Below are 12,873 nucleotides of genomic sequence, written 5' to 3' on the forward strand. Positions count from 1 at the left end.
AGAATGTTAAGTGTCTAATTCAGACTTTCATTTACATTAGACATTTTCATCTCCCTGTTCATCGGTAATATACGAGGGTTAAAAAAGATAGCGTTAATTTGATTCACAAGTGGGCCTAATAAAAAGGTTAATAAAAGAGTTCCCACCCCAATTGGACCGTTTAATAGTAAAGCAATCCCAATCGCGGTTAAATCAACGACCAACTTTGCTGTTCCGATTCTAAGGTGATAGACTTCATGAAGAGAAACTGTAATATCATCATTCGGATTAGCCGGTAGCTTCGGTTTTAGGTAAATAGCGAGTCCAAAGGCAATACAGATAAGGGCGCTAAAAAACACAAAAAGTTGCATTAAAAACGACTGAATAGAAATTGTCTCCACAACGCTAACCCATCCTTCAGTAAAAACAGCCATTAAAAAGGCTGCTATTAATGGTTTTAATCGAGGCTTCTGTCGACGAATCAATGCAGATATTAAAATAGCCACTCCAGCCATCCCAACAATAATAACCGATAAATTTAAACCTGTTCGCTTAGCCAATGCAAAATTGATCGAATCTAATGATCCTGTTCCAAGTCCTGCCCTAGAACTCAGTGCCACACCTAACGTTAGTAATAAAATCCCCCCGATATATTCTATATAATCTACTTTTGCTCGTTTCATGCCAACCCCTCTTTCTTCAAAATGATCTACTGTCATTATAGGGGTTAGAGAAAAAAACGTACATTTCAAAAACTCAGATTGATATGGTTAGATGTCTGTTTTTTCCTATTATCCAACGAGTTATACCTAGCCACTCTCCTATATCCCTTCAGCCAATCCATTTAAATTAAGTTGTTCCCCTCTTATTATCGCCCTCTTAAGTCATATCTGCCATAATACCGTTCAAGGCAGCCTATCATATAACTAAAAGCATTAAAGGTTTTTAAAAATTATCCGGACCTTTATAGGACAAAACAGATGTCACAGTTAAAAGAATCTAGTTGTATAATTCTTATCATAAAGCAACTAAAATAAAAAGAGAGCACCAGAAAACGTTACTCTTTTCTCACAATTTCAACATAGTAAAACTACTTAAGACGTCCTACATATTTTCACTTAAAAGGGTAATTTTCTAAGAGGTGGTTCCGAGCTTTTAAAAGTTATGAAATAAATCCTTTCCCCTTTAATAGAATCTCTAATTCGTCAACTAATAAGTTTAATGTCTGTAAAAGGCATTGGTCATCTACGCCGATACTTTTAATTATCGTCTGAACATATTGATTTGTATGAGGTGGATAAATTACGCATATTGACTCTGTGATTGATAAGAGACGTTTCTCACCTGGATGAAGAACACCATTTATCGCAAAGATAATATCGTAATAACTTGCTAAAAAGGCTGTTACCCGATGATTGATACTATTTAAATCACCACGTGAGATCGCCTTTTCAATTTGGTGATAGTAAGAAGAAAAGGCGTTCCTTAAAATCGGATAATTTTTATCTACAATCGCCTGTTTGAGAGATCTTGGATAAACGTGCTGATACTTTTTCCTTAAATGTTTGAGTTCTTGATTTCTATCATAAAGTACTTCGGCATTTAAAACATTGTAAACAAAACACGTAGTATATCCCGTTTGAGCCTGGACATCTTCCATCACACTAGCTAAGTTTTGACGAATCTCCTCTAAATCAAAAAAACAAATATCGATATCGATTAACGAATCACGGGTTATAAATTCATCCGAACTTCCAAAAAACTCGTTTCCAATCTCCATACAATCTGAAAACTTTGATGCAATTTCTCGCCTCTTCGCAATCGGAATGGCTCTGGTCACAAACAAATCCAAATCAATATCAGATTGGGAATCATTTCTCCCTGACGCTCGGGACCCTGCAAGCGTGATTGCTTCTACCTCATCTAATTTCATGTATTCGGATACAAGCTTCTCTATGATTAACTCCATTTTATCCCCTCCCCTTTAACCATATGACTAACAAAACTTTGTCATGAATATTCTTTATACGAGGTGATTATATGAATCCTAAACAACAAATCCGACAAGATATACTTAATAAACGACGTCAATTGGACGAATCAATCATCAACCACCACAGCACCCTCATTTCTCGCCGTGTCTGTCAATCCCCCCTCTTCCAACAGGCCTCTACCCTCTTTATCTATCTTAATTACCAAAATGAGGTTAAAACAATCCCCATTATACAAGAAGCCCTTCGGTTAAATAAGACAGTGGCCATTCCTAAAATTATTAACCATTCCATGGAATTTTATAAAATTAACTCCCTTGAAGAAGTGGCACGTGGAACCTTTAATATTTTAGAGCCGACAACAACTGAGCGTGTTACCGATAAAAAAGGAGTAATGATTATGCCCGGTGTTGCATTTGATAGATGTTGTCATCGTATTGGATATGGAAAAGGATTTTACGATCGCTACCTCAAAAATTTCCCTGAACTTATTACCATTGCACTCGCTTATGAATGTCAAATGGTCGATTCAATCGCATCTGAACCTCACGATATTTGTCCCCAATATATCTTTACAGAATGCCAGATCTATACAAAAAGGAGTGAGACATAAACGGTCTCACTCCTTTTTATTTCGCCTTTAAATAATCCGTAGCAAAATCAATTAATGTGCGATAATCTACTAATTTACACGTTGTTTTCCCAATTTCAAAAACTGGCACCTCATGGTTTGCTGCCTCATAGGCCGCACCGATTTCATTAAAAGAAGTTGAATCAAAGGCTAAATCCTCAAACTCAGCTAACTTTGCTTCTCCCTCTCGATTCACAATAGCCTCATGCATTTTCTTTGGTCGACAATCTGCATAGTATTCAGCCAAATGGAGAGCTGTTAATTGATTATAATCAATTCCTAAACATAATACCTTTGCATCTTGTGCATACAACTTTTGTACGGGAGATTGCTCACCGAACATCGAACCTAATTGATGACCTGACATAAACCAAGCCGCTTTACGACCTGAAGCTAAATATGAGGCTACCGGATGAGCACTGCGGTAAACCCTAGGCATACGGGCAAATGCTTCTGCCACTTCACCTGATAAAATAGGTGACAGACTTTCATTATACGCAGGCGTATGCTTCACCATTAATTCCTTCCACTTCTTTGGCAATGCTTCATCAAAAAAGGTTGGACATGATTGGTGAATAGAATGAGCAGGCATAACGATTGTCGTAAGATACCCTGTCACTTCATAAATGGCCTCAACAATGGTCTGAGCCCCACCAATAATATAATCAAATGCCTCCAAGTTTGCATATACCACCAATAAATCTAAATCAGCAAGCTTTAATTTTTTTAGTTGCTTTACCACATCTGCTTTAGTTATTGGTGTTGTCGTACTCTTTTTTACTCCTGTTAATTCCATGATGCTTCCCCTTCCCAATCCATGATAACCAATGGTTATCATCTTCATTTCTCTTCTCTAACTGATATAATAAGTTACCCTAATACCCCACATTATAACTTACTATATTTATTTTATCTAAGCACATTATACAGGAAAAGTGCCTAGCTGCTTACAAGAAAAAATACCCATCCATCTAGAAAACATAAGATTTTACCACCTATTTCTATTTATAGTTTTATCCTACCAATTTAGAAAATGATTCATCCTAAATTTCTGCAAAAAAAGAAAAGATTGTTCACTTATTCGCACAGCTATGTCGTTTTATATATACTTTTGTAAAATCTATATTTTTTATCATTAGGGGCGTGTTTAACCTAAGTTTTCTATAAAGAAAAACATTCTTATCCTAAACATTAGATTAGAGAATGATTAATGAAAGGGGAGTTAGACAACTTTCAAGAATGCCCCCCATACTTCCCTTTCATTGAATTTTTTCGTTTTCGGAGCTTTCTTTTGAATTTTTACGATGATTCTCTCTCCATTTTTTTACTGAGTGTTTCCAATGATTTGCTCTTTTAAGGGTCGCCCATACCGTTTTATAATTGATCTGTCTATATAAGGCAGGTTTTATCCATGCCTCGTTGGCCATTGAAACAAGCTGTGGAAGATCGGCCCCTAATCTTACGGATGTCATCGTGTTCTCCTTTACTCCAATAATAGAAGTCGCAGGTAAACGATTGACCATCAATGCTGCATGGGGTCGAGACGATTGGCAATTCGGCTCTTTGATGACTGTCCATTCCTTTTCAACTGTCCACTTTGATTGATTCAAAGGATTTTGATCGGAATTATCCGTTAAATCTATAACCTCATGCCCTTCATCTTGAAAATAAGAAATAATTTTTTCTTTTAATTCTGTACTTGCCTGATTACAATTTAATCCAATTTTCATAAATTAATGTTACTGAAAACTAATCGTACATTAAACATCCTACTCGTTCATTTCGTCTACAGACGAAGTGACTCCGTTGAAAGTCTATCGCGACAGATTGCTAACTTTTATCCAATTCGTGTTCTAGTAACATCTTCCTCCCTTCTTATCCGTTTCATCTTGGCAACTCACCTATTTGTGTGTCATCACCCTTTTTTCTATTGCTTGAACTCGTATACTATCCAATCACTTTTCTATTATCGAGTCATATCTTAGTATAGCTGTATTATAAACAACTTATTATTCGTTCAAACATCCCGCTGATTTTTTAAGTTCCTACCAAAGAATAATCAGCCTAAAAAGTGGCTAATCCTTAATAAGATAATTTCCCTAAAAGGGTTAATTCACGTGTTAAATATTTTTGTATGATTCAAACCTTCTCTCTCCCTATCCCCCCCTTATTCGTAATTCATCGAGAGCTTTCATTCGAAAGGCGGTAATTTTCCAAATGATTATCTCATCAAACAAAAAAAAAGAGCCGGATATTACCGACTCTCTCATCTTTATAAATTAAGCAGTGATTGTTGCTTTCCAAATTCCGTGTAAGTTACACCAAGCGTAAACTTCAACTTCCCCTTTAAAGTTTCCTAATGGGAATACAGCTTCTGGTTTTTCAGTTGCTTTAATTGAACGACGTAATACTAAATCTCCAGCTTTAACAGCTACGAATGGAATCCAATGTTTTTCGATACTTGGGTGTTCTACCTCACCCACACATACTTTTAATTCTCCATTTTCAATTGATAAAACTGGCATATGTTTTTCAATTGCAGCTTCTGTTGAGTTAGGTACTAATTCTTCCATTGGTTTTCCATCACAAGTTAATGGTGCTTGTTGACCTTCAATGACCTCGATTACTGTTTTTGTTTCTGGGCACATATAAAATTTCATACTAGAATCCTCCATTCAATTTTGAATACCTAAATATAAGCCTATTATAACCATTAAAATCATCAACTTCAATGATAATGCACTTTATTTTTCATCTCCTTTTCGGTTTCGCAAAATCCAACATTAATCTCTTTTTATCGACATCTTAAAAATCTAATTCATCGCCAAAAATCCCTTATTTATTTGAGGTGTACATAAAAAAATCCCTATCCTCAATCATGAGAGAATAGAGATTCCTTTTATTATTCTAAATTTTCTATCGGATGCGCGCGCTCTAATTTAGGAATGATTCTAAAATACGACCAAATCAGCCAGACAGTTGCACCGATCCAGGCCAATGGACTTGCTAAACAAACCCCTTGGTATCCTAGTAACCCTGGTAAAGTAAACGCAACAATTGTACGCATCACCAACTCCATGACCCCTGCAAACATTGGAACAACCGTATTTCCAAGCCCCTGAAGAGCAAAGCGATATAAAAACAATAACCCTAAAACAGGATAAAAAATAGCCGTTATCTTCAAATACTCCATCGAAATCGGTAAAGCCTCGACATTGGCTGACGGGATAAATAACTGGACAATATAGCCTCCTAAGAAAATAACGATCACGCTCGATAACGCATTCGTCACAATCGTAATCCACGCACTCTGGCGAGCTCCTTGACGTACACGATCAATACGTCGTGCTCCTAGGTTTTGGGCCGCATAGGTTGCCATCGTCATCCCAATTGCAATTCCCGGTTGAACCACTAGCTGTTCTACTTTCGTCGCTGCTGTAAAAGCTGCTACAGTCGTTGAACCAAAACTATTCACTGCCACTTGTAAAATCATCACTCCAATCGCTGTGATCGCGTATTGAAGTGCCATTGGTAACGACACATACATTAACTCTTTAACTAACATCGGATCATACTTAAAATGTTCTTTCTTGAGGGTCAAGATATCGAACTTTTTAATCATATAGAAATAGCATAATAATCCCGAAAGCCCCTGTGAAACAACCGTCGCAATTGCCGCTCCCGCGACACCCATTTTAAAATTAATAATCAACACTAAATCTAAAATAATATTTGTAATTGAAGCTAAAATTAAAAAATATAGTGGCGTTTTACTATCCCCAAATGCACGCAATAAAGACGCCAATAAATTATAAACAATAATTGAAACTAATCCTCCAAAGAAAATCGTCACATAAGAAGTTGCATCTTCTAAAATATCAACGGGTGTATTCATTAATTGAAGAACCGGTTTAGCAAGTAATACACAAATCACTGTTAAAACAACCGTCGCAATCGCTGATAGGTAAATTGAGGTTGCCGTTGCCTTTTTAATTCCAAGCTCGTCATTGGCCCCATAGCGTTGAGAAACAATCACTGAAAACCCATGCGTTAATCCATTTACAAAACCTTGAACTAAAAAAATAACGCCTCCCGTTGCCCCAACAGCTGCTAATGCCCCAACGCCAACAAATTGACCAACAATGGCTGTATCGACCATACTATAGAACTGTTGAAACAAATTACCAATTAAAATAGGAATAGTAAAAGCCAAAATTAATTTGGCCGGACTTCCTTTCGTCATATCTGTCATCATTCATCACTCTCTTCTAAAAAAATCTATCTCATTTTATCAATCGCTACTTTAACTGTCAATGTTTAAAAGACATTAAAAAGATTTTATCCTCTATCCACGAATACTTTGCTCAAAATTAAAAAGATGATCGGAATCATAGGTTCTTTTCACCCTTTGAAGTCGCGCTAAGTTATCTCCATAATATTCTTTTTCATAGTTCTCACCTTGCTCTATTGGGAAGTTAATAAATGATCCCTTAGTGTATGTACGAAGTGTAGAAAAACGCTCCTGAACAAAAAGAATATTCTCTTCTTTATATTTCCTATCTTCAAACACCGATTGAAACCCAAGAATAAATCTAGCATCTCGATAATAAAAGGCAGTTGCAGAACCTAAGATATCTGAAATGGCGCCCCCTAATCCATACAGTGTTAGTGCGGTATAAACAGATCCCTGTGCCCGCTCCTCCATTAAATTCAACATGTTTATGAACTCATCCCTTGTATAATCGCGCATGACAAATCGACCACCTGAACAATACATTTCAAAGTCTGGGTGACTATCTTGAATTTCACGATTAGCCTCTAATACGCTCATCTCTCTCACCTCAAATAGAGGAGCAGATGAAAATTCACTTAATAACATCGCCGCTTCTTCTTTTTGCCCGTAAAATAAACCTGTAAGTTTAACACCTCTTCCTTTTCCATCACTATGGTACATCGCCATTTTTAAATTCATTCGACGGTCCAATCCATGAAAAAGTGTTTGGTATATTAAAGCCACCTCGGCCACTTTTTCAAAATCTTGGTGTGGATAATCAATATTGATAAGCGTCGCTATTGCTCTTTTTTGTGAGAGGCGATAGGTTAAAGAGGTAACAACTCCAAAGTTTCCACCACCGCCACCTCGAAGAGCAAAAAACAATTCAGCATGTTGTTTTTGATTCACTGTGAGTACTTCTCCACTAGCAATCACAATTTCTGCTTCAATTAACGAATCACACCCTAATCCCAACAATCGACTAGAATATCCCCATCCACCACCTAATGTATACCCTGCAACACCGACGGTCGGACACCCCCCACCAGCAAACGCATATCCTGCCTGACAAACTTTTTCATACAATTCCCGATTGCGAACTCCCCCCTGAACAGTGACTGACTGATCAGTTAATACAATCTTATCCATTCGACTTACATCGATTACCACTACTCCATCTCCCGTTGAATATCCTGCATAATGATGAGTTCCTGATCGCACGCGAAAAGGGAGTCGTTTCTCTCTCACATAATGAATAGCAAAAACAACATCTTCAGTTTGCTGACAATAAATAATCATAGATGGATGTTTATCGATTGCACGGTTCCAAGATAAACAACACGTTTCATAATTAGGGCTTTCTTTGGTTACAATTAATCCATTTAATTGAGCGTTCATTTTTAAGTACCTCTCACCTTTGAATTCAATCTTATTATTTCCACTATCATATCATAATTTTATTTTTTTCTACAAATTCTACGATATCGTTTCAATAAGTTTTGCGTTATAATCTAAATAAAGAAATCTTAGTAACCGTAAGGAGCTTGTATGACGCAACAGTATTCATTTTTAAAATTCAAGGATCCAACATTTGAAGATTTCCACCTCCTATATTGTGGGCGCCAGAATTGTCCGTCTGGTTATAGTTTCGGCCCAGCCGTACGACCAAACTACCTGATTCATTATGTGATTAAAGGAAAAGGATATTATTATGTAAACGATCGAAAATATACGATTGAAGCAAGGCAAGGTTTTTTAATTCGCCCCGGAGAATTAACCTTTTATCAAGCCGATGAAACCGATCCTTGGACGTATTTATGGATTGGATTTAATGGGAGTAAGGCAAAAACTTATTTAAAGTATGGAGGAATGGGAGAAACAGACTATACATTTGGATGCCAAGAATCTGAACAACTGACTCAGTACCTTGAGCAAATGCTTGAGCACGATACATGGGGACACTATCATGAACTCTCGTTGCAAGGTATTCTCTTTTTATTCTTTGCGACGTTAGCAAAATCGGCAGAACTTCCCTATGAGGAAGATGTTGAAACAGATAATCTTTATATTAGCAAGGCAGTCGAGTATATTCAAAAAAACTATCAAAACCCTATTTTAGTGACCGATATTGCCAATTACGTTTCATTAAGTCGTACCTATTTAACGACCCTATTCCAACAAACACTTCATCTTTCCCCGCAACAATTTTTAATGAAATTTAGAATTACAAAGGCATCGGAACTTCTTATTAATTCGGAACTTGCCGTCCATACCATCGCTAACTCGTGTGGCTACAATGACCCACTGGCTTTTTCCAAAGCTTTTAAGAAAATAACAGGGTTAAGTCCCTTAAATTACCGTAAGGCTAATACTCAAAACCACTATAAACGGGATAGCGACCCCCACCAACATGAAAAAGGGAACGATTAAATCATTAGTCGTTCCCTTTTTTGTAGGCGTGTGCGAAATGTGTGGTGGCATTATTCTGCTTTTAATAAATAAATACGTGACTGATAATCACCATTTGTTCCATCGTATGGTGCTTTATTTTCTCCACATGAACCATCAGATGTAATCAATCCAGCATTCATGAGTTCATCTCCGTAATTAGTGGTCTCATTAATTGAAACCGTATATTTTAAATCTGGATTTAACCCCTGTAATTTAACGCGGCGGAATCCTACATTGACCTCATTTAACGGACGATAATATCCAACAAGTGCCGTTTTTTGATCTTGTGAAACAATCATCCAGCATGTTTCATTCCCCTCAAATGGGCTTAATAAGCGATAGAATGTTCCATTAAAAATGGTCTCACGGTATTCTTTAAAGAAGGCAACTTGCTGCTTCACTTCATTCTTTTCTGCCTCTGTTAATTTATTTAAGTCAAGCTCATAACCAAATGTTCCAAAATACGCGACATTGGCACGTGTTGATAGCGGCGCATTACGATATAACTGATGATTAGGAATAGCTGAGACATGTGAACCCATACTACTAATCGGATAAACCATTGATGTTCCATATTGGATTTTTAAACGTTCCACAGCGTCTGTATCATCACTTGTCCATGTTTGTGGTGCGTAATATAACATTCCTGGGTCAAAACGTGATCCCCCACTCGCACATGATTCAAATAAAATTTCTGGGAATTCAGTCGTTAAACGATCATATAAGTCGTAAACCCCTAAAATATATTTATGGAATACTTTTCCTTGATCTTTAGCTGATGCAACTGCTGAGAAACATTCTGTAATATTTCGATTCATATCCCATTTTACGTAAGAGATAGGCGCTTCTGATAATACTTTTGCCATTGCTTCATAAATGTAATCAACCACTTCCTTACGTGAGAAGTCTAAGACAAATTGATGGCGTCCATGACAAGCCCCACGATTTGGTGTTGTTAAAATCCAGTCAGGATGTGCGCGGTACAAATCACTGTTTTTATTTACCATTTCAGGTTCAAACCATAACCCAAACTTAATTCCAAGATCCGTTACACGATTCGCAAGTCCGGCGATTCCATTTGGCAACTTATCGAAGTTTTTAACGTACCAATCTCCTAAACCTACAGTATCATCTTCGCGGTTACCAAACCATCCATCATCCAATACAAATAATTCAATTCCTAATTCTTTAGCATCTTTAGCGATTGATACAATTTTATCTTCATTAAAATCAAAATACGTTGCTTCCCAGTTATTTACTAAAATTGGGCGTACGCGATCTCTCCAATATCCACGGCATAAGCGTGTACGATATAATTCATGGTACGTTTGACTCATTCCATTTAATCCATCTTCGCTATAAACCATAACAACTTCTGGTGTTTGGAACACGTCACCTTGTTTTAATACCCAATTAAAACGATTTGGATGTAATCCCATCATCACACGTGTCGTACCATAGGTATGAACCTCTGCCTGTGCTAAGAAGTTTCCACTATATACTAAACTAAATCCATACACTTCCCCACTATTTTCCGTCGTTTGCGGACGTTTTAATGCTAAAAATGGATTGTAATTTGAGCTACTAGCTCCACGCATACTATACACAGACTGAATTCCATGTTCTAATTTACGATGTTTTACATAGCGCTCTCTTGACCATGCTCCCGTTAATTCAACCATTTCATAGTTGTAATCTGGAAAATCAACTGCCATACTCATGGCATTTGTTAAGGTTACTTCCTCTTGTCCTAAATGTTTAAATGTCGCATGACGTGTAATAACCGGACGCTCTTCATAAATCGTATACGTTAAAACTAATTCTGTTTGAATTAACGCATCTTTTAATGTAATTTCTAATGTTGTTGCTTCTTCATCCGACTCAACATATGTTGATGGCATCTTATCAATTAAAGCTGGTTTCCCTTTATAAATTTGATGTGAAACGTATTCGAACTCAGTAATATCACTACCATTTTGTTGTAAAATTTCATAGGCTGGATATTTGAAATCACCTGTTCCATAACATGGATATTCTTGACGAATATGTTCTAATGAAAAACTCATATTTCCTTCAAATGTACACGCTGATAACGGACGCGGACGTTGTTCTAGCAAATGAGAAAACGATGCATTATGACGAATTTTCTTTCCATAGTATAATTGCCCCAATTGCCCATTCGGTAAAACAGTCATAATATAGCTAATTGCTTGATTATATAAGTGAAACTCTTTTGTTTGATCGTTAAATAAGATTGGCATTCTCTTCTCTCCTCGCTCTTATTGCTTTTGAATATGTTTTCATTATAAACTTAAAAACGTTTTCTTTCTATGTTTAGATGTTATAGATATATGGTTAAATGTATGTTATTTAATCTCCCTTTACGAAGAAACAGCATCTATCCGATCAAAATAAAAAATCCAGTTACGAGAAGTAACTGGACCTGTCTTTTAAGGTTTTAATAATTATTTGAGGGGATAATTATTAAATATTCTTGAGGGGATAAATTTCTGTTAAAAAGCTTGGCAAGAAATTTATTGCAATATTTTTTGTCTTTTTTTAAGACAAATTTATTATATCGTACGTTTTTCTAAAACACAAATAATATGACTTTTATTTTTTAAAATTATGTTTTATTGTCACATCCTTCAAAAAAATGCCACCAACCACCCTTGTTAATACGCATCAACTTCTGTTTTCCCTTTCGAACAAAAACTTCTTTAATCATGCCCCCTATCTCATCTACTCATGCTATTTAAGAAAACTTAAAGAAGAGACTATTTTGCTTTAGCGAAATAGTCTCTTTTAATTTCAATTTGTTTCTCTTACTAAATGCTCAAACGAAATGACGTCTGACTGACTTCCAATCACTGCCTTAAATAATTCATCGCTATCTTCAAGAACCCAATCACTTCCTTGTTTGTGTAAGGTTACTTCAATTTGTTGGGTGATGTAATCCTTTTGAATATCTGGGTTATCAATAAGATTTACAAGCAAACTAACCTCTAAATCATCAATATGAGCGGATGCCTCAAGAACATCATCCTCAATCGGTTTAATCGTTTGTTCTACGACATTTGATTCATAATGTTGAAGCATATGATCTAAATTAACATTACTTACCTCGAGCGTCACAATTGCTTTATCATCATCAATCTGACTTTGTAATACTTTATAATTCATATTAGGTAATACCTTATTTAATAGGACGGTTTCAACCGCTGAATTCGTAGTTAATTTAACAGCGACATCATCCGTATTATATTGTAAATTTTTATAATCCTCTAGTAATTCTTTGACACTTTCCTGCGGACGATAATTTTGGTAAGAAACTGTAAATAGTACAAATAATAATGTTGGAACAATAATTGAACTCGCTAACCGAATCTTCTTTTCCACACCAACCAACCTCCTCAAGTATACATTATTAGAATGAACAACTTCTTTTTAAACATACCCTTCCTTTAAAATAATTCCTAAACATCCGTTTAAAAATTCCACCATCGACTAATCATCTATCTCTGTTTTCATTTTTTATACGATAGATA

Annotated in this window: 11 protein-coding genes; 2 read left to right on the top strand and 9 right to left on the bottom strand. The window is 36.2% G+C overall.

The window, feature by feature from the left end:
• Positions 1 to 14 precede the first annotated feature (14 nt).
• Together AC6I0I_RS09465 and AC6I0I_RS09470 are read right to left on the bottom strand one after the other, a co-directional pair.
• Positions 15 to 662, bottom strand: coding sequence for a YczE/YyaS/YitT family protein (locus AC6I0I_RS09465; protein WP_262951093.1), 648 nt, complete (start codon positions 660 to 662; stop codon positions 15 to 17).
• Positions 663 to 1,141: 479 nt separating this feature from the next.
• Positions 1,142 to 1,948 (bottom strand): DUF4037 domain-containing protein, encoded by an 807-nt coding sequence (locus AC6I0I_RS09470; RefSeq protein ID WP_262953477.1) that lies wholly within the window; start codon positions 1,946 to 1,948, stop codon positions 1,142 to 1,144.
• Positions 1,949 to 2,019: 71 nt separating this feature from the next.
• Here AC6I0I_RS09470 and AC6I0I_RS09475 point away from each other — a divergent pair, with 71 nt between their 5' ends.
• Positions 2,020 to 2,583 carry a 5-formyltetrahydrofolate cyclo-ligase gene (locus AC6I0I_RS09475; RefSeq protein ID WP_262951090.1) on the top strand — a complete coding sequence of 188 codons (564 nt, stop codon included), beginning with the start codon at positions 2,020 to 2,022 and terminating at the stop codon, positions 2,581 to 2,583.
• Positions 2,584 to 2,599: 16 nt separating this feature from the next.
• Here AC6I0I_RS09475 and AC6I0I_RS09480 read toward each other — a convergent pair whose 3' ends face one another.
• From AC6I0I_RS09480 to AC6I0I_RS09500, 5 genes are all read right to left on the bottom strand, one after another.
• Positions 2,600 to 3,397 (bottom strand): AAC(3) family N-acetyltransferase, encoded by a 798-nt coding sequence (locus AC6I0I_RS09480; RefSeq protein ID WP_262953478.1) that lies wholly within the window; start codon positions 3,395 to 3,397, stop codon positions 2,600 to 2,602.
• A 463-nt stretch (positions 3,398 to 3,860) separates the two neighbouring features.
• Positions 3,861 to 4,331, bottom strand: coding sequence for a hypothetical protein (locus AC6I0I_RS09485; RefSeq protein WP_161831902.1), 471 nt, complete (start codon positions 4,329 to 4,331; stop codon positions 3,861 to 3,863).
• 549 nt (positions 4,332 to 4,880) lie between these two features.
• On the bottom strand, positions 4,881 to 5,261 hold the full coding sequence (locus tag AC6I0I_RS09490; protein WP_262953479.1) for a desulfoferrodoxin family protein: 381 nt from the start codon (positions 5,259 to 5,261) through the stop codon (positions 4,881 to 4,883).
• A 242-nt stretch (positions 5,262 to 5,503) separates the two neighbouring features.
• The gene (locus tag AC6I0I_RS09495; protein WP_262953480.1) at positions 5,504 to 6,856 is read right to left on the bottom strand and encodes an MATE family efflux transporter; all 1,353 of its coding nucleotides are present in this window, start codon (positions 6,854 to 6,856) and stop codon (positions 5,504 to 5,506) included.
• Between the two features lie 90 nt (positions 6,857 to 6,946).
• On the bottom strand, positions 6,947 to 8,272 hold the full coding sequence (locus AC6I0I_RS09500; protein ID WP_161831900.1) for an FAD-binding oxidoreductase: 1,326 nt from the start codon (positions 8,270 to 8,272) through the stop codon (positions 6,947 to 6,949).
• 150 nt (positions 8,273 to 8,422) lie between these two features.
• On the opposite strand from AC6I0I_RS09500, the gene AC6I0I_RS09505 reads away from it, so the two are divergent.
• Complete coding sequence (locus tag AC6I0I_RS09505; protein ID WP_161831899.1) at positions 8,423 to 9,304, top strand: AraC family transcriptional regulator; 882 nt, start codon at positions 8,423 to 8,425, stop codon at positions 9,302 to 9,304.
• 50 nt (positions 9,305 to 9,354) lie between these two features.
• Here the strand turns inward: AC6I0I_RS09505 and AC6I0I_RS09510 are convergent, their stop codons facing one another.
• Positions 9,355 to 11,586 (bottom strand): alpha-galactosidase, encoded by a 2,232-nt coding sequence (locus AC6I0I_RS09510; protein WP_262953481.1) that lies wholly within the window; start codon positions 11,584 to 11,586, stop codon positions 9,355 to 9,357.
• Positions 11,587 to 12,136: 550 nt separating this feature from the next.
• Complete coding sequence (locus tag AC6I0I_RS09515) at positions 12,137 to 12,724, bottom strand: hypothetical protein (protein ID WP_161831853.1); 588 nt, start codon at positions 12,722 to 12,724, stop codon at positions 12,137 to 12,139.
• Positions 12,725 to 12,873: the final 149 nt, after the last annotated feature.

This window comes from Turicibacter sp. St.80E1 (genome assembly GCF_059728495.1).